22 protein-coding genes and 1 pseudogene are annotated in these 20,206 nt (G+C 43.6%); 16 read left to right on the top strand and 7 right to left on the bottom strand.

Annotated features, from left to right (window positions below):
• Positions 1-253, top strand: a pseudogene (locus tag F6K46_RS23585) (hypothetical protein); the annotation flags it as partial.
• On the opposite strand, the gene F6K46_RS23580 reads toward F6K46_RS23585, so the two are convergent.
• From F6K46_RS23580 to F6K46_RS23570, 3 genes are all read right to left on the bottom strand, one after another.
• A complete protein-coding gene (locus F6K46_RS23580; RefSeq protein ID WP_293061560.1) occupies positions 229-351 on the bottom strand; it encodes a hypothetical protein in 123 nt (40 codons plus the stop codon). The pseudogene F6K46_RS23585 and the gene F6K46_RS23580 overlap by 25 nt on opposite strands.
• Positions 352-419: 68 nt before the next feature.
• Positions 420-761, bottom strand: a complete 342-nt coding sequence (locus F6K46_RS23575) for a XisI protein (protein WP_075898014.1) — start codon at positions 759-761, stop codon at positions 420-422.
• The gene (locus F6K46_RS23570; RefSeq protein ID WP_075898016.1) at positions 752-1,162 is read right to left on the bottom strand and encodes a XisH family protein; all 411 of its coding nucleotides are present in this window, start codon (positions 1,160-1,162) and stop codon (positions 752-754) included. The genes F6K46_RS23575 and F6K46_RS23570 overlap by 10 nt, the downstream gene beginning before the upstream one ends.
• Positions 1,163-2,283: 1,121 nt before the next feature.
• Between F6K46_RS23570 and F6K46_RS23565 the strand changes: the two genes are divergently transcribed.
• Positions 2,284-2,523 carry a hypothetical protein gene (locus tag F6K46_RS23565; RefSeq protein WP_293061558.1) on the top strand — a complete coding sequence of 80 codons (240 nt, stop codon included), beginning with the start codon at positions 2,284-2,286 and terminating at the stop codon, positions 2,521-2,523.
• On the opposite strand, the gene F6K46_RS23560 is transcribed toward F6K46_RS23565, so the two are convergent.
• Positions 2,512-2,700, bottom strand: a complete 189-nt coding sequence (locus F6K46_RS23560; RefSeq protein ID WP_293061556.1) for a hypothetical protein — start codon at positions 2,698-2,700, stop codon at positions 2,512-2,514. The genes F6K46_RS23565 and F6K46_RS23560 overlap by 12 nt on opposite strands.
• A 153-nt stretch (positions 2,701-2,853) precedes the next feature.
• Between F6K46_RS23560 and F6K46_RS23555 the strand changes: the two genes are divergently transcribed.
• Positions 2,854-3,084 (top strand): hypothetical protein, encoded by a 231-nt coding sequence (locus F6K46_RS23555; protein WP_293061554.1) that lies wholly within the window; start codon positions 2,854-2,856, stop codon positions 3,082-3,084.
• A gap of 112 nt (positions 3,085-3,196) precedes the next feature.
• Here F6K46_RS23555 and F6K46_RS23550 read toward each other — a convergent pair whose 3' ends face one another.
• From F6K46_RS23550 to F6K46_RS23540, 3 genes are all read right to left on the bottom strand, one after another.
• The gene (locus tag F6K46_RS23550) at positions 3,197-3,685 is read right to left on the bottom strand and encodes a LuxR C-terminal-related transcriptional regulator (protein ID WP_293061552.1); all 489 of its coding nucleotides are present in this window, start codon (positions 3,683-3,685) and stop codon (positions 3,197-3,199) included.
• Between the two features lie 509 nt (positions 3,686-4,194).
• Positions 4,195-5,133, bottom strand: coding sequence for a hypothetical protein (locus F6K46_RS23545; RefSeq protein WP_293061550.1), 939 nt, complete (start codon positions 5,131-5,133; stop codon positions 4,195-4,197).
• A 224-nt stretch (positions 5,134-5,357) separates the two neighbouring features.
• A complete protein-coding gene (locus F6K46_RS23540; protein WP_293061549.1) occupies positions 5,358-5,720 on the bottom strand; it encodes a hypothetical protein in 363 nt (120 codons plus the stop codon).
• A gap of 237 nt (positions 5,721-5,957) precedes the next feature.
• On the opposite strand from F6K46_RS23540, the gene F6K46_RS23535 reads away from it, so the two are divergent.
• The 13 genes from F6K46_RS23535 to F6K46_RS23480 all read left to right on the top strand — a co-directional run bounded on the left by F6K46_RS23535 (position 5,958) and on the right by F6K46_RS23480 (position 20,195).
• The gene (locus tag F6K46_RS23535; RefSeq protein WP_293061545.1) at positions 5,958-6,830 is read left to right on the top strand and encodes a Pvc16 family protein; all 873 of its coding nucleotides are present in this window, start codon (positions 5,958-5,960) and stop codon (positions 6,828-6,830) included.
• Positions 6,831-6,858: 28 nt separating this feature from the next.
• Positions 6,859-8,067: a phage tail sheath subtilisin-like domain-containing protein gene (locus tag F6K46_RS23530; RefSeq protein WP_075898050.1), complete on the top strand. Its 1,209-nt coding sequence runs from the start codon at positions 6,859-6,861 to the stop codon at positions 8,065-8,067.
• 200 nt (positions 8,068-8,267) lie between these two features.
• Positions 8,268-8,693, top strand: coding sequence for a phage tail protein (locus F6K46_RS23525; RefSeq protein WP_293061533.1), 426 nt, complete (start codon positions 8,268-8,270; stop codon positions 8,691-8,693).
• 3 nt (positions 8,694-8,696) lie between these two features.
• Entirely contained in the window at positions 8,697-9,095 is a 399-nt protein-coding gene (locus tag F6K46_RS23520) for a phage tail assembly protein (RefSeq protein WP_366510755.1), read from the top strand.
• Positions 9,089-9,268, top strand: coding sequence for a DUF6760 family protein (locus F6K46_RS40240; RefSeq protein WP_083305059.1), 180 nt, complete (start codon positions 9,089-9,091; stop codon positions 9,266-9,268). The genes F6K46_RS23520 and F6K46_RS40240 overlap by 7 nt, the downstream gene beginning before the upstream one ends.
• A 133-nt stretch (positions 9,269-9,401) precedes the next feature.
• The gene (locus F6K46_RS23515) at positions 9,402-12,503 is read left to right on the top strand and encodes a hypothetical protein (protein WP_293117402.1); all 3,102 of its coding nucleotides are present in this window, start codon (positions 9,402-9,404) and stop codon (positions 12,501-12,503) included.
• Positions 12,494-13,243: a LysM peptidoglycan-binding domain-containing protein gene (locus F6K46_RS23510; protein ID WP_293061529.1), complete on the top strand. Its 750-nt coding sequence runs from the start codon at positions 12,494-12,496 to the stop codon at positions 13,241-13,243. The genes F6K46_RS23515 and F6K46_RS23510 overlap by 10 nt, the downstream gene beginning before the upstream one ends.
• Positions 13,244-13,279: 36 nt before the next feature.
• The gene (locus tag F6K46_RS23505) at positions 13,280-13,447 is read left to right on the top strand and encodes a hypothetical protein (RefSeq protein WP_293061527.1); all 168 of its coding nucleotides are present in this window, start codon (positions 13,280-13,282) and stop codon (positions 13,445-13,447) included.
• Between the two features lie 9 nt (positions 13,448-13,456).
• A complete protein-coding gene (locus tag F6K46_RS23500) occupies positions 13,457-14,524 on the top strand; it encodes a contractile injection system protein, VgrG/Pvc8 family (RefSeq protein WP_293061525.1) in 1,068 nt (355 codons plus the stop codon).
• Positions 14,521-15,168, top strand: a complete 648-nt coding sequence (locus F6K46_RS23495; protein ID WP_293061523.1) for a phage baseplate assembly protein V — start codon at positions 14,521-14,523, stop codon at positions 15,166-15,168. The genes F6K46_RS23500 and F6K46_RS23495 overlap by 4 nt, the downstream gene beginning before the upstream one ends.
• A gap of 143 nt (positions 15,169-15,311) precedes the next feature.
• Complete coding sequence (locus F6K46_RS23490; protein WP_293061521.1) at positions 15,312-15,707, top strand: PAAR domain-containing protein; 396 nt, start codon at positions 15,312-15,314, stop codon at positions 15,705-15,707.
• Between the two features lie 418 nt (positions 15,708-16,125).
• A complete protein-coding gene (locus tag F6K46_RS23485; RefSeq protein ID WP_075905909.1) occupies positions 16,126-16,518 on the top strand; it encodes a GPW/gp25 family protein in 393 nt (130 codons plus the stop codon).
• Positions 16,518-20,195 carry a putative baseplate assembly protein gene (locus F6K46_RS23480; RefSeq protein ID WP_293061517.1) on the top strand — a complete coding sequence of 1,226 codons (3,678 nt, stop codon included), beginning with the start codon at positions 16,518-16,520 and terminating at the stop codon, positions 20,193-20,195. Before F6K46_RS23485 ends, F6K46_RS23480 begins: the two co-directional genes overlap by 1 nt.
• The last annotated feature ends 11 nt before the right edge of the window (positions 20,196-20,206 follow it).

The raw sequence follows: 20,206 nt of genomic DNA, 5'->3' as shown, positions 1-20,206 counted from the left end.
TATTCTAGCTCAGAAGCCGGATATATCCATCTCGCAGCGCCCCTTCGGGTGGGAACTTCGCTTGAACTCTAGCCTCTATGGAGAATTATGGAATTCTCACTCCTTTGAGCGCCTTCATCGGTCGCCCTGGTTACATCACCATAACGGTAAGGAAGATTGGCGTAATACTTTAAAATATTTTCTAGCGATGCAGCGCGGTCTTGGGGGTTTCCCCCATGAGCGACTGCATCAAGACAGGGTTTCACGCCATTGATCTAAGGGTTGATTTGTGGTTTCCATGTTCTGGGTTTTTAGGGAGCAGGGAGCAGGGAGCAGGGAGCAGGGAGCAGGGAGTAGGGAGCAGGAAAACAATTCTGTGTACTTGATAGTTATGGAAACTGCCGTATTTTCGGGATTAATCTGTAAATCTATTCTAACCCTTAACCTATACCAAAACCGGTAAACTCGCGTACTTCAGGTTCATGAAAAGCTAAAACAATATCGTGTTTAGGCACTCCCATTTCTACTAATCGGTTGGCAAGTCCCTCTTCCGTGCCGTCATGCTGAATCCAAATTTTTCCACCCTTGATATCAACATGTAAAATACAGCCAAAATCACGTTTATTCCCACGCCAACCAACATAGAGCAGTTGGTAGTGATCTTGCTCTGTATCAAAGACAGTCTGAACCTCGTATTCTGGTGCAATTGTTTGCCGTGAAGCCCGTTGAGCACGTTGCGAAAGAAGATGTCGAATATACTGGCGATATTGCTCTACAGCCATTGAACAATTACCTCCTGTTTCACATCATAAATTACTAATCTAATCTGATAACGATCAACTGCTGCCATGATGAAGCGTCGCTGGAAAAAACTTTCATAAATTGGCTCTCGCACAGCCAAATAAAGCTGGCGATCGGGTTCAATCCTTGCCAGTGCATCTCGATAGTTTAGGAATTGCCCCAATGCCATATGAAAGTCGGAAACCTTGGATGGACTGATAAAACTTTTAACTTCAACAGCAATTTTCTGATTTTTTCGTTCTGCTGCTAATAGTTGCTCCGCTCCTAAATCAATCTCAAAATATACATCATCGATCCGAATTTCGTAAGGATCTGCCGTGATATGCCAGTTGTCTTTTTCTAAAGCAGTTCTCACAACAAAATGAAACCGATCTTTGACCATATCAACCTTCTCAGCATAGATCGTTTAACCTCGTCTACCCTAATTTAATAAACCTGGGGATATTGCAGTCTCTCCCTGCTGATTCGCACTTGTCTTGCACTCCTTCAGACATATCAGACTATTTAGAGGGCACTACATTATATTGTATATTATCCTTCTTCTGTCAAACTGGGGTCAAACCTTGATTTTTCGTAGGCTGAAATGACGCAAATTCGTTCGATTGTCCCAAAATGACAGAAGAGGAGTATAGCATTTACCAAATAGGCGAGGTACTTTTGTTCTGGGTTTTAGTGCCTACGCGAAGCGCAGCCCTTTGGGCTAATCCCAGGATATTGTAGGGTGCCCCCTCGACAGGGTAAGGCAGCAAGCGCAAAAAAGCAAAACGTTCCAACTCTTAACCAAACCAGCATCATTAGCACCGGTGGGTTGCTGAAAGGTTGGGATTGATGATCGTGATTGTCTTGATGCAGTCGCTCATGGGGGGAACCCCCAAGACCGCGCTGCATCGCTTTTCTGCCATTATGGAAGTAACTCCTACTTGCTTGGGAGGAAAACCGCGCTGGTAGTGATTAACGGCTACGACCAGCGCGGTTATTAGTTTCAGTCTGTACTTATAGTATACATAAATCCTCTAAAAAATGCAATAGTTAATCAAAAGTATTTACATTTATTTACCAAAAATATATCTAGCCATTTATAGACTCATTTATGTGTAATTTTAACTAAATTTTAAGGTGACATCGAAGCTACAATTGAAATGGCAATTTCCAACTTCTTAGACGAATAAGCATTGATATTTGAGGATTGTCTACTCGCTCAAGGTCTGAAAAATAAGAATAAAAATTGCCGAGTCCCAAAAGAGCAACATGTTCTTTATATCGTTCAAACAAGGGCCTAACCTACCCTACTCATGGCTGACATTTTTGTCTTACAGACTACTAGGGCAGCCATGAAACCCAAAATGCTATACTTTCCTTGAGTGCTGTAAGATATTGGTAAAAATTTTTTGAGTGCGAACGCGCCCCGCGTGACCTACGGTCAATCGCTTATAAATCCACTTCGCCGTACACCACTTTGTTTAAGGTGGACATTGATGTGACTAATTAAAAAATTGAACAATTATGGTTACAACTGTCCCAGCCAAAGAAATTACTTTACATGAATTAACGGATAAGTTTGGTCTGCAGTTAATTGAAAATGACCAGTTTTTTAGAGAATGGCAAGATAATATACCCGAAATTACTGAAGCAGAAAAGGAAAGATTAGATCGGGTTAAGGCGAGCTATTCTAATTTAGTGGCCTATCCGCCCCTGTTAGAAAATAAACAGGTCCTGGGGGTATTAAAGCATTTAATGGAGTAGGGAGTAGGGAGTAGGGAGTAGGGAATATGGCATCTTTTGGGGCAAGAGGCAAGAGGCAATAGGCAATAGGCAAAAGTGCGATCGCATCCAGTGCCCGACCAGATTAAGCGATCGCATCCAGTGCCCGACCAGATTAAGCGATCGCATCCAGTGCCCGACCAGATTAAGCGATCGCATCCAGTGCCCGACCAGATGATGCGATCACATCCAGTGCCCGACCAGATTAAGTGATCGCATCCAGTGCCCGACCAGATGATGCGATCACATCCAGTGCCCGACCAGATGATGCGATCACATCCAGTGCCCGACCAGATTAAGTGATCGCATCCAGTGCCCGACCAGATTAAGCGATCGCATCCAGTGCCCGACCAGATTAAGCGATCGCATCCAGTGCCCGACCAGATGATGCGATCGCATCCAATACCCTTACCAGATGATGCGATCGCATCCAATACCCGTACCAGATCATGCGATCACATCCAGTGCTCGGCCAGATCATGCGATCGCATCCCATGCCATACAAGATTATGGGTAACCATTCAGCTAATAGCTGACCGCTGACCGCTGACCGCTGACCGCTGACCGCTGACCGCTGACCGCTGACCGCTGACCGCTGACCGCTGACCGCTGACCGCTGACCGCTGACCGCTGATAGCAGTTACTCAGGCTATAGCTAATTCATTTCTAATTGCTGAATCAAAGGAGCACATTGATAAACCATAGCGGCTCGACTATCGACATCCAGCTTCAGGAAGATCCGACGTAGATGAGCAGAAACTGTCCATTCACTAATTTCAAGGTGTTTAGCAATTAGCTTATTAGACTGACCTGAGGCAACAAGAGTAACAATTTGTAACTCTCGTTCTGTTAAGAGACTAGCAAGATGAGATGTGGCGGAAGTAGTATTGTCTTGGAATTCTGTAATTGCATAAACTTTTCCATTTACCTCCAGATAACCAACTGCATTCAAAGGACAACTGCTTTCAGGGGGTGAATTAGAGCTAGACCCTAAACTAGGTTTAAATTCGTTGTTTGTTTCAAAAACTAAAAAACAAGAATTATTGATAAACAGCTTACCAATCACTTGATTTCCTAACTCTGATTCTAGATCTTTACTAGCTATATCTTGACGATAAAGAGTAAGATTACGTTTTTCTTTCATAAGAAAAATTTCAAGTACCTATAGACATCCTGTTTGATTGATCAGCGGAACCTGGGGAAAGATAAAAGTAAGCTATCAGCTATCAGCTAATGCGCTACGGCTGACAGCTGACGGCTGACAGCTAAATCCTTACGCAAAAACTATAGCGCTGTGCGTAGGGAATAGGGAATAGGGAACGTCGGACCAGGGAATGATTGAGCTTCCCAAGACTGCGCTGCATAGCTTCGTTCCTTAAATTTGTCAACACCATTACACCGATTGCTATAACTATTCACAAATGATTTAGGAAGATCCGATCCATGGATGGTCTTACCCCCCTTCCATTTTGTTGAATAGGAATCAAAAAGGAGTTAAATTGTTAACAAAACTTATAGTGTGTCTAGGTTTTACAAATGAGTTGTAAAACTAGATGGTTATTTTTTCTAATCAAAAAAACGCTGTATTCCTTACTCCTGTTAGCCGATCCGGAGTTTTCTCTTCTCTAAAGGGTTTAGTTCTATGTTTACATCTCACATCGAAAGACTATACCAGAACGCTTTAGTATTTATCCATAGATCCTTCTTCAACTCTGGGAAATTCCCCAAGTCTTCAGGATCACAGGCAACGTTATCGCTCCAAGACAGCTTAGACATTCTTTCAGATGCTGTAACTGCAGGTGTCACAAGATGTATAACACACAAATGAAGCCCTTCCCATAACAGTTTTGCCAGTCCGGTGTAAATCATCAACTGGCGTAAGTAGTCCGATTCCAAAGCCACAATTCGATCCTGCGGACTGACCAGTTGACAAGAGATTCCCAAGTTGTCCAAAGCTTTGCAGATATCTGGAGGGCGATTATCACTAAAATCTGTAGGATTCTGATAGCTCAGTATAAAAGCAGAACCTAAACTCGCACTTAGAGCTACAGTATCCCGGAATGACGCCATTAAAGTATCATTGGTCCCCTGTGACTGGTTAATGCGTCGATCTAATAAGCGTGCTAAATATTCCCATCGTGGCAAGAGCTTGGTAGTTGTACCTTTTGGCAGTAAAGACTCCCTGAGACTATCCCCCAGCCAGAATAGATTTAGTCCTAGCAAATCATTCTCGGTTTGTAATCCTTTCCACTCTTTAAGTGACCAAATCACACTCTCTAAGGTTGCTTTCTCCTGTTCAGATGCCTTTTCATTGAGAGTGCTTTTGGGAATAAGCAGTTCTGGTTGTTGTAAATAAAACTTAGTATTGTTAAGAATATGCCAAAGCTCTCTTGCTATCCAGAGTTCCATTATTTCTCCTAGCTGCTGAGCTATGTGGACTCCATAATAGGAGAGCGCTAAGGCTGGATCCAGTACACAGATCCATTGCTTGGAATCAAGTTGGCTGAAAAGGGGAGTTATCAGCATTTTAAAGACGTCACTCCCATTAAAATAGCAGTTTTTAGACCAATTCTGTAAATTACGGCTAGCCATCAATTTTATCTCCCCATCTCTCTATTTCCCCATCTCTCTATTTCCCCATCTACCCATCTACCCATCGTAAGTATTCAGCTATCAGCTATCAGCTAATGCGCACGCTACTTGAGGTGCTACAGATGGTGCTTTTGAATAAGCGATGCAGCGCGGTCTTGGGGAGGCAGCGCGGTCTTGGGGGTTCCCCCCGGAGACGAAACCTGTTTATTGTGGAGCCAAAATAGTTAGCAGGTTATGCAGAAAAGGGTTAAATATTTGTTAATAGCGATGCAGCGCGGTCTTGGGGAGCCAGTGCGGTCTTGGGGGTCTCCCCCATGAGCAACTGGCGTGGTTTCCCCCACTCGCGCTTTGCATGGCTGACAAGGCTCCACTATCTTACGGTAACTATCGCCTTTGGCGACGCTTGGCCGTAGGCCACGCCAAAGGCGAACGCGAACAAACCATGAGCGACTGGCGTGGTTTCCCCCACTCGCGCTTTGCATGGCTGACAACAGGTAAGCATTGGAATAATGCTGAGTTACCTTAGCTGACGGCTGACGGCTGACGGCTGACGGCTGACGGCTGACGGCTGAATGCTTACTACCCATCTCCCTATCTACAGAGGAATAGCGTTAATTTATCAATTTTGGATTTCACAAACAAGTCACAAAATTTGGCTAGTCCAAATCGATTAGTTCAAATGAGCTAGTTGAATTTGACTAGCTAGAAAACGTGACTTGTAGAGGATGTTTAAAAGAATTAATAATAAATAAGTTTTCAAACACGCCCTAGCCTGTGAGAGTCTGGTGCGTGGCTGCTAAGTAAATCCAACCAGGTCAGTCAGGATGATTAGCGATCTGAGTCAAGTGTTGAGAAGAATTTTGGAACAGACCAGCCTATCGTCGAGGTTTCCAGAATTAGCGGAGGCTCAAATTTCCTTTGAGCGTCCCTCAGAAACGTTTAGTCCTGGACAGACGACGGTGAATTTATTTCTGTACGATATTCGGGAACACCTGGAACTACGTAATAATGAACCAACGATCGAGAGGCGCAATGGAGAGGCAATTATTCATAATCCTCCAAAGCGCATAGCCTGTTCTTATTTAGTAACAGCTTGGCCCATTGGTGGCGAAGAATTACCCCTGCAAGAACACCGATTACTCAGCCAAGTGCTGCAAGTATTCTTAGCCTATCCAACTATTCCAGAAATACCTTTTTTAGAAAATACCCGACTTGCTGGGCAAGAACCAGCCTTACCAATGGTAACTGCTCAACTAGATGGAGTACAAAGCACTGCTGAGTTTTGGACTGCATTGGGGAATCAATTACGTCCTTCCATCACAGTCACAGTAACCATTGCGATCAAGGAACTATTTGAGCCAGAGCCAACCCCCATTGTCATTACTCAAAATTGGCAATTAGGTGAGCGGATTTCACCATCCTCACAACAACTGGTGCCAGGCACCGCACAAGGATTTTTCCGGATTGGTGGGCGAGTTACGGATGCTGAGAATAACCCTGTTGTAGGCGCAACGGTTATTTTGGTTGAGCGTAATCTCAGGGCAGCCACTGATAGAGATGGAAACTATAGCATCGGGGCAATTCCTGCTGGTACTTATACCTTACGGGTGCAGTTAGACGATGGTGTACAGGAGGTTACTATCACTATCCCAGTAGAATCCCCAGCAAGTAATTACAACTTAGAGTTACAGCAGTAATTTTTGTGATGATCAAGGAGTAAGAATTATGCCACAGTATCTTTCGCCAGGCGTATATGTTGAATACGTGCCACCCGCTTCCCTACCTGTTGCTGGAGTTGCAACCAGTGTCGCTGGGTTTATTGGTGTGGTAGCTGATAATGTTACTATGCCACAGCAACCAGGACAGTTTCAAAATGATAGTGATGGTAACCCTGTTTTAGATGATCAGGGTAATCCTGTTCCTGCCCCGTATGAGCTGACGACCGCAGGTGAACCAACATTAATTACCAGTTGGGAAGAGTTCAAAACTAGGTTTGGTGATTTCCAAGAGGGCAATAAAATCTTAGCCCATGGGGTGTATGGCTTCTTCTTCAACGGAGGTTCCCGTTGTTATGTACTGCGGGTTGCCGCTGCAACAGACATTGATAACCCGGCTGAAGAGTTAGAGAAGTTTGAAACAGTTGATGAAATCACCATTGTTGCCGTCCCTGGAGCAATCAGTGATATTCAACACACTGCTATCATTGCTCACTGCGCCAAGATGGGAGATAGAGTGGCCATCTTAGATGGTGATGCAGATCAAGAACCTAGCAATGTAAGCGGTATCCGTCCTGTTGGTCGTAGTCAGCAAGCCAGCTATGCTGCTATCTACTATCCTTGGATTAAAGTCTTTGATCCCGTTAGCAATGCCCCAGATACTATACCTCCTAGTGGTCATCTTGCTGGAATCTATGCTCGTAATGATGCCACCCGGGGAGTGTTTAAAGCACCTGCTAACGAAGTTATTGTTAATGCCCTCGATGTCAGTCGTCCCATTAGTAAAGCCCAGCAGGATGGTTTAAATCCGGAAGGGATTAACGTTATCCGTTCTTTCAAAGGCACCATTAAAGTCTGGGGAGCCCGGACTATGGCAGATGATGCTAATGCTGATTTTCGCTACGTCAGTACCCGTCGCTATTTCAACTACCTACAAGAATCTATTGATGATGGTACTCAATTTGCTGTCTTTGAACCGAATAATCTAGCCCTGTGGCAACGGATTAAACGGACAGTAGGTGACTTCTTGTTAAATGAATGGCGCGATGGAGCTTTGTTTGGGGAAACACCAGAGCAAGCTTTCTTTGTTAAATGTGACGCGGAAACCAATCCCAAAGAAGTAAGAGAGTTAGGCCAAGTCGTTGCCCTGATTGGGGTAGCCATTGTCAAGCCTGCGGAATTTGTTATCTTCCGCATCCAGCAAACCGCTGGTGAGTAATAAGCGCATTTATATCTGGGTTGTAAACACGCGAATTGCCGAAAAAGGCTTGCATACAAAAGGCTTGCATACAAAAGGCAAAAGGCAAGAGGGGAAAGAGATCCGGAGTTTTATTTTAAAATAAAAAAATATCTCCTAGGTTTACATCTCCTCAACGAAACCCTATAAACTTTTGAACTAACTGGAAAGGAGATTTAGTCATGGCAAGAGTTGATCCCTATAAGAACTTTCGTTTCCTGATGGAAATTGATGGCATTGTTCAGGCAGGATTTTCTGAATGTAGTGGTTTTGGTTCTGAAGTAGAAGTCGTTGAATATCGTGAAGGTGGAGACGATGCTACAGTACGTAAGCTGCGAGGGAAAGCCAGTTACCCTGATATTTCCCTGAAATGGGGAATAACCGATTCTCGTGAACTCTATGACTGGCACTTAGCCGCAGTCAATGGCAAGGTTGAACGCAAAAATGGTTCCATCATTCTGCTTGATGATACCGGACAGGAGAAAGTACGCTGGAACTTCTTCAACGCCTGGGCTAGTAAGTATGAAGCACCTAGTTTGGATGCCAAAGGAAGTGATGTTGCTATTGATACCCTCACCGTCAGTTGTGAACGTCTGGAGCGGGCATAAATTATGACTAATCTCACCATGCCTGAGCAAGCAACAATGCTGCAAACTGAGTATGAGTTTACATTACCAGCAGGTTATGTGGACAAACAGGGGAATTTACATCGGGAAGGGACAATGCGATTGGCAACGGCTGCTGATGAAATTGTGCCCCTGAAAGACCCTCGCGTACAATCTAACCCAGCCTATTTAATTGTCATTCTGCTATCTCGGGTGGTCACCCGCATCGGTTCTGTAGAAATGATTAACCCAAAAGTTATTGAAGGGTTATTTGCCTCAGACTTGGCTTATTTGCAGGATCTTTACAATCGGATCAATGGCAATGGCATGCGATCGCTCCAGATTATCTGTCCCCACTGTGAAAAAGATTTTGCCGTGGAACTAGATATGTCGGGGGAATCTTAGGCTACCCCCTGGATCAACTCCATCAGGAGGTAGCCTATCTGGCCTACCACTTTCATTGGCACTATGAATCTATCATGGCCATGGAACACAGTCAGCGGCGACGGTGGGTGGAGGAAATTGCCCAGATTAATCGACGTTTGAATGCCCAAACCGGTCAGATAGAGTTTATCTGAAGGCTCACAGAATTAGCGATCGCTATTGAGCTGGGGTGCATCTGTTAAAAGCTACTTGATCTGGTGGGTGGAACGGGCATCTTGCCCGTTCAGATAGAGTTTATCTAAAGGCTCACAGAATTAGCGATCGCTATTGAGCTGGGGTGCATCTGTTAAAAGCTACTTGACCTGGTGGGTGGAACGGGCATCTTGCCCGTTACTACTCCCTACTCCCTGCTCCCTGCTCCCTGCTCCCTGCTCCCTGCTCCCTGCTCCCTGCTCTTTATATTGCAACAAAACAATGGAAGATTCTCCTTACAGTTCAACCTTAGGGCAACGTCTACAGCGGCGACTGGTTAAACCTGCTGGGGTCATTAATACCCAGCAGTTACATGGTCATTACCAAGCTACTCAAGGGACGGCGGGAAGACTTGTACAAAAGTCCATGTTACCGGAACAAGTAAAATTCCGTTATGGTTCTGGAGTTTTGCAGCCTACAGCCATCATGTCACGTCTTCAGCGACAGCGCACAGAATCAGCCGACGGTTTTGATGGGCAATGGCGAGTCAATCCTGACAGCTATTCAGGAACAGGAAAAACAGCTCAAACCTTTGTGCAGACTCAACCAAGAGCATTTCAGAATAGTAGGGACAATAGTAGGAAAATTGTAGGGAAAAGTCCGACAGCAATAGGCGTTGCTGATTCTGGGTATGATTCCGCCCCCCTAGCCCCCCAATTCTGGGGGGAACAAAACTCTGAAAGTCCCCCAAAGTTGGGGGATTTAGGGGGCTTGACCAAAACCAGACGATCGCCCATTCATACTTCAATTCAGCAACGCCCAGCAATATCCCAGAAAGTAACAGTAATGACCAAGCCATTGGTCAAAAAAACTAACCACAACCAGAGTACAAGCCCAGTTTCATTGGTAGAAAAAAAGCCTAAGTCGGCTTCCTCTACTCCCCTTGGGAAGACAATTCAGGAAACTGGGGACAAGGGAAATAGGAGAGGAACACAACCACAGCTTAAGATTAATCGCAAAGCAACCTTGGCAGAAGTTAATACCTTATCACGTCATGAGTCTCATACTGTACAAGCGCAAAGAGATACTAAATCTAGTACTAAATCTAGTACCAATCCTACAGTAACTCAAACTAAACCTGAAACCAGTAGCTCTTCGTCACCTCCCTACCCTGAAAAATCGGGAACGTTGCGGATTAGTCGAAAAGCAACCATGACAGCAGCTAATGCTAGGGCGTGTTTTCAAAGTTTTCCGCAAGATTTAGATCCCCCCCAGCCCCCCTTAATAAGGGGGGAGCCATACTCAAAGTCCCCCTTTTTTAAGGGGGATTTAGGGGGATCTCCGAGTTTGAAGACACGCCCTAGTAATGTTGCTAGAGTTCAAAGTAAATCTATTCCAGATCTACCTCTTGCTCAAACCAATAGTCCATCATCTTCAAGTACAGTTTCCAGAAAAGAGGATAGCTCAGATACGGTAATTCAAACCAAAATTTCGCCCTTACAGCCCAAATCAAGTCAGATTACCTCTCCAGATGATTCTTTTCAAAACTCGGCTCAAGATTTACCTCTAGCTAAAACTGCAAGTGCCTCATCCCCAACTACAGTGTCTAGAAAAGAGGATAACGAGGAGACTGTAATTCAAGCTAAACTCTCCCCAACTTCTAGTAAACTAATCTCTCAAAGTCCCACCCTAAGTAAAGCTATTAATTCCCCAACTAGAAGTCACAGTAACTCTAGTCCAGATTTACCTCTAGCTAAAACTACAAGTGCCTCATCCCCAACTACAGTGTCTAAAAAAGAGGATAACGAGGAGACTGTAATTCAAGCTAAACTCTCGCCAACTTCTGGTAAACTAATCTCTCAAAGTCCCACCCTAAGTAAAGCTAGTCATTCCCCAACTATAAGTCATAGTAACTCTAGTCCAGATTTACCTCTGGCTAAAACGGCAAGTGCCTCATCCCCAACTACAGTATCTAGAAAAGAGGATAACGAGGAGACTGTAATTCAAGCTAAACTCTCGCCAACTTCCGGTAAACTAATCTCTCAAAGTCCCACCCTAAGTAAAGCTAGTCATTCCCAAACTATAAGTCACAGTAACTCTATTCCAGATTTACCTCTGGCTAAAACTACAAGTGCCTCATCCCCAACTACAGTATCTAGAAAAGAGGATAGCTCAGATACGGTAATTCAAGCTAATATTATCCCGAATTCCGGTCTAATATCTGAAAGTCCCACCATCACTCAAGCTAGTAATTCCCCAAGTCAAGTTAACAGTAACTCTAGTCTAGATTTACCTCTAGCAAAAACTACAAGTGCCTCATCCCCAAGTCAAGTATCTAGAAAAGAGGATAACGATGAGACTGTAATTCAAGCTAAACTCTCGCCAAATTCCGGTAAACTAATCTCTCAAAGTCCCACGATCAATCAAGCTAGTCATTCCCAAACTATAAGTCACAGTAAATCTATTACAGATTTACCTCTGGCTAAAACTACAAGTGCCTCATCCCCAACTACAGTATCTAGAAAAGAGGATAGCTCAGATACGGTAATTCAAGCAAAAGTTATCCCGAATCAGCCCAAATTAGGTCAGATTACCTCTCAAGGTGATACAATAAGTAAAGCTAATCATTCCCAAACTATAATTCACAGTAACTCTAGTCCAAATTTACCTCTGGCTAAAACAAATAGTCCATCATACCAAAGCACGATTCAAGCTAAAAATCAACCTTTAAGTAAAAGAATTATCCAAACCAAACTAGCCGAAAAAAACTATCAACCAACTGGTATCATAAAGAAACAGCAGGAAAATTCACCTGTACAACTATCCCAAAAAGCCTCAATTGCTAGTAACCCTAGTGTAGTTTCCACAACCCCTACCCAGTTATCTTCCTCATCTGAGTTAAACAGGGTTTGGCTGAAAACTACCAATACCATCGAGGCTAATACCATCGAGGCTAGTAAAGGGTTATCAAGCACAAGCTCCAATCATCAGAAACTGCCTCTACCTCTAGCAATCACCCAAATAAAACCAAATGGAGCGATCGCACGTCAAACCAATGCAGTGGAAAACTCTACGGTTCAAGCAAAGTCGGGAAATGCTACAACCCCGATGTCTACCCCAGAAACAGCATCAGCATCAGGGATAGATTTAATTAAAGTGGCTGAACAAGTCAGTCGTATTCTGGCTCGTAAACTAATGGTAGAAAGGGAACGTCGGGGGATCGAAAAATGGCATTAGAGAAACTAAGTATTATTCCTTTGAAGTGGGAAGAAACTCAAGACAAGAAGTACCGTGCTGTATTGGGAGATAAAGAAAATTATCCAGAGATTAAGGTTTTATTTAACCCCGAATCCTATACCGTCAAAAAAGGTGTTACTTGGAGTGGTTCGAGCCAAAAAGAATATAATGCGCCAATTTTAGATTTTGGTGGGGGGGGAAGTCGGGAACTAACTTTGGAATTGTTATTTGATGTTTCCGAAGGGATTAAAAATTCACGATCTCAGAATTTTGAGCGTGAGAATAATAGTTCATTAGATAGTACTTCCATCGACGATGTACGGGAGGAAACCAATAAACTGGTTGCCCTTACCCGCACGCGACGTGTTGAACGTAAAGAACAACCACCACTAGCTTGTAAGGTTTACTGGGGTGAAGCACCAACTAATTCTGACTTCCCTTTTGTGGGGGTGATTACTAATCTTACCCAAACCTTCACCCTGTTCAAAAGTAATGGTAAACCGATACGAGCAAAAGTCAACATCACTTTTTTGGAATATCTCAATCCAGAAGATGATAAACGGCGTACCGATCCAGAATTAACTACTCGTATTGTCAAAAGCGGTGAAACCCTCAGCAACATTTCGGCGGATGTCTATGGTAATCCTAAGCTGTGGCGACTCATTGCCGAAGAAAATCAATTGGATAATCCCCGTCAGCTTGACATTGGTAAAACCTTAACTATTCCCAAATTGCTTTGATAGTTATGATTGATTGCTGTAGCAAGCCCAAGGGTGGTGCGTTACGGGGCGGACTATCCCAAGGCTGGCTACGAGGCGAAAAATAAGGGCAAGTCCGCCCCTAACGCACCCTACGCACTACTATTGCCTCTTGCCTCTTGCCTCTTGCCTGTTCCCTGTTCCCTACTCCCTACTCCCTACTCCCTACTCCCTACTCCCTTTTAACTTTTAAAAATGCCATTCACCCAACCCCAAGCCTCAATATTTACCGACTATGAAATTCTGGTTAATGGTTCGAGTTTACCAGAATCAGCACAGTTCCATATTACTGGGTTAACAGTAGACGAAGAGATTAATTTGCCCAATATGTTTACCTTAGAATTGGGCAGTTTGGATGTGCAGAAAGGGGAAGTATTGTGGCTGGATAACTCTTTGTTCACTATTGGGAGTACGCTAGAAGTGAAATTGGGTTACCGGGGAAACCTAACTACCCTCATGGTTGGGGAAATTACCGCTATAGAACCAGAGTTTACGATTCAGCGATTACCCAAAGTAATGATTAGGGGTTATGATCGCAGCCATCGCTTACATCGTGGTCGTCATACCCAGACTTTTGTGCAACTAAAAGATAGTGACATCGCAGCGCAAATTGCCCAGCAGGTTGGACTTTCTGCCCAAGTAGAAGATAGTGGGGTAGTGCATGACTATATTTTCCAAGCCAATCAAACTCATATGGAGTTTTTGCAAGAACGGGCAGGAAAAATTAATTATGAGGTGATGGTGGAAGATCGAAATTTAGTATTTCGACCTACGGCTAATCAAGATAGTGACATTCTCACCCTAATGTTTACTGATGACCTACTGGAATTTTATCCCTGTATGTCCTCTGCAAGTCAAGTGAATGAAGTCAAAGTACAGGGTTGGAATCCTAAAGAAAAGCAATCAATTATCGGACGCGCCACCACTGGTGATGAAGGTAGCAAGATGGGGGGAGAAACTAGTGGTGCAGCTTTAAGCGAAGATGCTTTTGGTACAGCAGTAAAAACCCTGAGCAATCACCCAATGATTACCCAAGCGGAAGCAGATCAGCTGGCTCAAGCCCGTTTTCAGCAACTCAATCTAGAGTTAATTAGTGGAGAAGGAATTTGTCGAGGGCGTACAGATTTACGAGCAGGAATAGTAGTTCAAATTGATGGTGTAGGCAAGCGCTTTAGCGGTCAATACTATCTTACCAGTGTCCTGCATCGCTATTGTAATAGCCAATATCATACTAAATTTACAGTGCGGAGGAATGCTCAATGAAATTGTCTGAACTACTTTTGGATAGTCAATCCCACCGAGCGATCGCATCTCGTATTTATGGTGTCGTAGTTGCTGTAGTTACCAACAATGAAGACCCAGAAGGACTAGGTCGGGTTAAAGTGAAATACCCCTGGCTAAGTGATGAAGACGAAAGTGACTGGGCGCGAATAGCTACACTAATGGCAGGAAATGAAAGAGGGATTTATTTTTTGCCAGAAGTAGATGACGAAGTATTAGTAGCTTTTGAACATGGTGATGTACGCTTGCCCTATATTATCGGGTCTTTGTGGAATGGTAAAGAATTACCACCAGCAACTAATGAAGATGGTGCTAATAATATCCGGGTAATCAAATCCCGTAGCGGTCATGTAATCCGTCTTAATGATGAAGAGGGGGCAGAAACTATTGAAATTGTGGATAAAACCGAGAAAAATAGTATTATTTTTGATACAGCTAACAACACCATTGCTATTACCACTGAAGGAGACATTACTTTATCAGCATCTCAAGGTAATATTAAACTAGAGGCACAAAATATTGAAATCAAATCTTCAGCAGATACCAAAGTTGAATCCGGTGCAGCAATGGATATTAAAGCCAGCAGCACCATGAATCTTAAAGGTCAAACTATTAATCTAAACTAGTAGAGTATTTCTCAATTCCTTGAGAGACTTTATTTCTAGGGAGTAGGGAGTAGGGAGTAGGGAGCAGGGAGTAGGAAAGTCAGAAGAGAGAACTAAAAAAAGCACTATTATAAAAGTATTTTTTTAAGAGGTATAATTTAATTATGGGACAACCAGCAGCCAAACAAGGAGACCAAATTACCGCTATTGATACTCATATTGTGATCGTGCCGGGAGCACCTCCGACACCAACTCCCCTACCTCATCCTTTTACGGGCATTATCAATGGCAACCTCAGCAGTGATGTCAATATTATGGGAATGCCAGCAGCAACTGTAGATAGTACTGCGGATAATACCCCACCTCATATTCCCACACCTCCTGGCACTTCCTTTCAAAGTCCTCCTGCTAATAAAGGAACCATTAAAATTGGTAGCCCAACGGTAAAAATTAACGGTAAACAAGCAGCCAGAAATGGAGATATTGCTGAGACTTGTAATGATCCGGCAGATTTACCAGTGGGGCAAGTCGTAGCAGTGGGTACAGTTTTTATTGGCTGAAAAGGAGAAGATGGGATCCCCCCTAACCCCCCTTAATAAGGGAGATGAGATCCCCCCTAACCCCCCTTAATAAGGGAGATGAGATCCCCCCTAACCCCCCTTAATAAGGGAGATGAGATCCCCCCTAACCCCCCTTAATAAGGGGCAGGGCTGTTTCATTCTCAGGAATAAATTGTGCAGTCAATCGGGTGAAAGGGACGTGGGGTGCTGGGGAGAGGGTTTTTTTCAGCTTAAAAATACTTTTTTATTAATAAAAATTCCCCCTATCTCCCTATCTCCCTATCTCCCCACCTCCCCACCAATTACATTTGAGTCCGACTTTGAAACAGCCCTGCTTAATAAGGGGGGGATATGATTCCCTGTTCCCTGTTCCCTGTTCCCTGTTCCCTGTTCCCTAAAACCTATTGAAAAACGCTATATGTCTAAACCATTTTTAGGTGTTGGAGTAGGATTTCCCATCAGTTTAGATACTAAGGGAGATTTCCAACTTGCGGAATATGAAGAGAGTGTACGCCAGTCAATCGTAATTATCCTTGGTACTGCCAAAGGTGAGCGAGCCATGCGTCCCGACTTTGGTTGCAGCATTTATGACTTAGTTTTTGAACCAAATTCACCTGCCACTGCTGGTAAAGTATCCCAAGCTATACAGGAAGCCTTACTGTTCTTTGAACCCCGCATTGATGTTATAGATGTGCGCGTTCAATCCCCTATTCCAGAACAAATGCTGGTCAATATCGACTATCAAGTGCGAGCAACTAATAATGTTTTTAACCTAGTGTATCCATTTTATCTAGAAGGGAGTGCAGGTTGATGGTTAAACTAGCCCCCAAAATTGATCAACGGACAGCAAAGGATATTGCCGATCAAGTTCTCTATGGACAAAATTCCTGTAAAGTAGTGATTTTTGCCTTCTCGCTCCTTATACAGAGCAGGTTATATCGACTCGCATTACTACTTCAGGAATTTAGAAAACATACAGATACAGGAGAAACTAAACCTCTTCAGGAACTTATCACACACTATACAGGAAAAACTCAACCTGTTCAAGGAAGGAGTGCTGCTATAGTTAATATCTTTGCCCGTTTTGCCGAGATAATTATCGAGCGACTCAATCAAGTTCCCGATAAAAACTTCTTAGCCTTTTTAGATTTATTAGGAGCGTCTCGCTTACCACCCCAACCAGCACGAGTACCCTTAACATTTTCCTTAGCTGCCGGAACTATCGTTGATGCAGTAGTGCCAAAAGGCACACAAGTTGCTGCACCTCCAGCGGAAGGAGAACAAGACCCTGTTATTTTTGAAACTGAACGGGAATTGGTAGTAACAGCCGCAAAATTAGACTCTGTTTTTGTGCGGGATCCAGAACAGGATTTGTATAGTAATCATAGTTCAATTATTACTACACCAGCATCACCAGGCGTTGATATTTTTCGGGGCAACCAAGAGATTGAACATAGTTTATACATTGGGCATAGCAAACTTTTAGGGTTTGCTGAAATTGATACCTTTAAAGTAACGATTAATTTATCAAAAGCTCTTGGTGAAGGGGGAAAGATAAAATGGCAAATTTGGCAGGAAACGGAAGATGGAGCTAATTGGCAAGATATTACACCGAGCAATGATGAAACTCAAGGCTTGAGGAGCCGTGGCGATCGCGACATTCAATTTAGTAATATTACGGCTTTACCGTTAACTACTGTTAATTCAGTAACTAGTCGTTGGCTTCGCTGCCGGTTAGTTACTCCCATTACCCTTGCTGAGGAATCTCTAACTGGTATGGTATCTGCTAATGAGCTACCAGAAATTGATGAGATAAAAATTGAAGCGACTATTAGTTCTAGCAACCTATTAATTGAAACAGGGTTTACCAATCAATCACCATTAGATTTGACTAAAGATTTTTTTCCTTTTGGCGAAAACCCTAAGTTTGGAACTACATTATATTTGGCAAATAGCCAGGCTTTTTCTCAGGATAAGGCTGAGGTTACTCTTAATATTCGTTTTACGAGTCCAGCTTCCGGAATTCCACCAACATTGACTGATGGTGATCCAAAACTGAAATGGGAATTTTGGAACGGCAAAAAGTGGATGGCAATTGGAACTTCCACCCTTGAACGGGGATTGCCAGCTAATTCTAACCAAACCTTTGAGGACACCACCAAGGCTTTCACTATCACAAGATACTTCGATCAGGTTTTATTATTGAGCGAGGAACAGTACATCGATCTGACAGAAGAAGCAAGATCCTCGGATGGAACAGGATTTGAACTGAACAAGAATACTGGTGATATTCTTTATTTAGGCTCAACTGGGCATTTTAAATATATTCATTTTCATCTGGCTACTAAAGGGCAAGGCTATACCTTAAAATTTGAGTATTTTAACGGAACTCAATGGACTCAACTTACAGAAGAAGAACACAACCTTGAGGATAATACCTCAAAGTGGACTGCTGATGGTTGTGTTGAATTTACGACTCCCACGGATTGGCAACAGACAAATATCAATGACGCCAATCTATATTGGATTCGGATAACAACAACTACAGAACCAGAAACCATTGCCCAAGCGTTCTCTTTTCAGCTTGACTGTTATGTGCGTTTCACTTTTCCTGAACCGCCTGTTCCCACAATGGTTAACGGAGTAGAAGATTTTTGGATTCGGGTGCGAATTAGTTCCGGTAATTATGGTAGAGAAGCTCGCTACGAGCGCATTGTCCCAACACCAGAGCCACCAGCACCAGAATATCGATTCATTGAGGCAACTTTTGCTCCGCCATCAATTAGCTCAATTGGAGTTAGCTATAAATTAAGAATATCAGAAGAACCAGAAGCTCTTTTGACCTACAATGATTCAGTTTACTCAAGTAACCTAGTTAAACGTATTGACAGCAAAAATAAAATAATTCCTTTTCAAAGAACCGAACTTGATGAAAAAGCTTTCTATCTGGGCTTTAGTTTACCATTAGCTAGAACAGAATTTACCAATCGTAAGATCAGCCTGTTTCCCTGTGTAACTGAGGTAAAATATGGAGACGATAATGTCCCGTTATTACCTAATTCAACGGATGTGCTCCAATTGGATCAAACTGAACAAGTTCAACTATTATGGGAATATTGGGATGGCCAAGCATGGCAACAACTAACCATAAGAGATGAAACGGAAAACTTTACCCGTTCCGGTTTAATTGAATTTCTGCCACCAGGGGATTTTTCACCAAAGGAAGACTTTAATTTACCTCCCCGTTATTGGCTGCGGGTTAAATGGTTAAAGGGTGACTACGAGGTTGAACCTAGGCTGAAACAAGTACTGCTTAACACTACCATGGCAGCACAAACAGCTACGATCCAAAAGGAAATTGTTGGCTCCAGTGACGGGACTGAAAATCAAACATTTCAGACAACTAGTCAGCCAATATTAGCAGGTCAAGAGCTGGAAGTGCGGGAACCGGAAATACCTTCTGCCCTAGAAAAGGACAAAATTCTCCTTGAAGAAGGGGAAAAGGCTATTACTGTTACTACTAATGACACCGGAAGACCGCAAGAGATTTGGGTCCGTTGGCATCAAGTCCCGGATTTCTATCAATCAGAACCACGGGATCGCCATTATGTCTTTGATAATCTTACCGGAAAAATCACCTTTGGGGATGGACGCAATGGACTGATTCCTCCTCCTGGTCAAGGCAATATCCGCATGAGTCGCTATCAAACTGGTGGTGGAACTGCTGGAAACAAACCGGCTGGGGCGATTGTCCAACTCAAAACCACAGTCCCCTATGTGGACAAAGTGATTAACCATCAAGCAGCAGCAGGGGGGGCCCAAGCGGAAAGCCTTGACTCCCTAATCGAGCGGGCACCTAAGGAAATTCGCCATCGTCAGCGTGCTGTGACTAGGGAAGACTACGAAGATTTAGCCAAGCTGGCTTCACCAGAGGTAAGCAGAGCCAAGTGTGTACCCTTAGCCAATTTGAAAACCAATCCCCTGGCTGGACTGGAGACCAAGCCGGATTCATCGGGAACAGTGAGTATAATTATTGTACCCCGCTCCACTGAAGCTAAACCCCTACCCAGTTTGGAGCTAATCAAGCGCGTCCAAAACTACCTACAAGCCTACACCGAACCCACAGTGGCAATCTCTGTAGTGGGCGCTCTCTATGTCCGTGTCAATATTACCACTGAAATTGCGGTTACTTCCCTAGAAGGATCTCGTGAGGTAGCACAAACCGTGGAACAAACCTTAGCTAGTTTTCTGCATCCCCTCACGGGGGGTTTTGACGGAATGGGTTGGAATTTTGGTCGTCAACCCTATAAATCGGACTTATACCGACTACTAGAGAGAGTGCCGGGAGTAGACCATGTTTCTAGCTTGGAGGTGGGGGAAGAGGTGGATGACCCGGAAAAACTAGTGCTAGAAGATGTTAAACAGACTAATCGCTTTTTAGTCTATTCCGGCAATCACACCATCAATTTAACCTTTGTGGAATCCTGAGGAGGGTAGCT

The sequence above is a fragment of the Moorena sp. SIO3E8 genome, from assembly GCF_010692445.1.
GTDB lineage: Bacteria > Cyanobacteriota > Cyanobacteriia > Cyanobacteriales > Coleofasciculaceae > Moorena > Moorena bouillonii.
The sequence above is the reverse complement of the archived record's forward strand: the minus strand, read 5'-3'. Positions and strand labels throughout refer to the sequence as shown.

Bases quoted from the DNA above. Each gene is read 5' to 3' on its own strand.
- F6K46_RS23575 (WP_075898014.1), bottom strand. From the start codon at position 761: ATGGCTGTAGAGCAATATCGCCAGTATATTCGACATCTTCTTTCGCAA.
- F6K46_RS23570 (WP_075898016.1), bottom strand. From the start codon at position 1,162: ATGGTCAAAGATCGGTTTCATTTTGTTGTGAGAACTGCTTTAGAAAAA.
- F6K46_RS23565 (WP_293061558.1), top strand. From the start codon at position 2,284: ATGGTTACAACTGTCCCAGCCAAAGAAATTACTTTACATGAATTAACG.
- F6K46_RS23560 (WP_293061556.1), bottom strand. From the start codon at position 2,700: ATGCGATCGCTTAATCTGGTCGGGCACTGGATGCGATCGCTTAATCTG.
- F6K46_RS23550 (WP_293061552.1), bottom strand. From the start codon at position 3,685: ATGAAAGAAAAACGTAATCTTACTCTTTATCGTCAAGATATAGCTAGT.
- F6K46_RS23545 (WP_293061550.1), bottom strand. From the start codon at position 5,133: ATGGCTAGCCGTAATTTACAGAATTGGTCTAAAAACTGCTATTTTAAT.
- F6K46_RS23540 (WP_293061549.1), bottom strand. From the start codon at position 5,720: ATGGGTAGTAAGCATTCAGCCGTCAGCCGTCAGCCGTCAGCCGTCAGC.
- F6K46_RS23535 (WP_293061545.1), top strand. From the start codon at position 5,958: ATGATTAGCGATCTGAGTCAAGTGTTGAGAAGAATTTTGGAACAGACC.
- F6K46_RS23530 (WP_075898050.1), top strand. From the start codon at position 6,859: ATGCCACAGTATCTTTCGCCAGGCGTATATGTTGAATACGTGCCACCC.
- F6K46_RS23525 (WP_293061533.1), top strand. From the start codon at position 8,268: ATGGCAAGAGTTGATCCCTATAAGAACTTTCGTTTCCTGATGGAAATT.
- F6K46_RS23520 (WP_366510755.1), top strand. From the start codon at position 8,697: ATGACTAATCTCACCATGCCTGAGCAAGCAACAATGCTGCAAACTGAG.
- F6K46_RS23510 (WP_293061529.1), top strand. From the start codon at position 12,494: ATGGCATTAGAGAAACTAAGTATTATTCCTTTGAAGTGGGAAGAAACT.
- F6K46_RS23500 (WP_293061525.1), top strand. From the start codon at position 13,457: ATGCCATTCACCCAACCCCAAGCCTCAATATTTACCGACTATGAAATT.
- F6K46_RS23495 (WP_293061523.1), top strand. From the start codon at position 14,521: ATGAAATTGTCTGAACTACTTTTGGATAGTCAATCCCACCGAGCGATC.
- F6K46_RS23490 (WP_293061521.1), top strand. From the start codon at position 15,312: ATGGGACAACCAGCAGCCAAACAAGGAGACCAAATTACCGCTATTGAT.
- F6K46_RS23485 (WP_075905909.1), top strand. From the start codon at position 16,126: ATGTCTAAACCATTTTTAGGTGTTGGAGTAGGATTTCCCATCAGTTTA.
- F6K46_RS23480 (WP_293061517.1), top strand. From the start codon at position 16,518: ATGGTTAAACTAGCCCCCAAAATTGATCAACGGACAGCAAAGGATATT.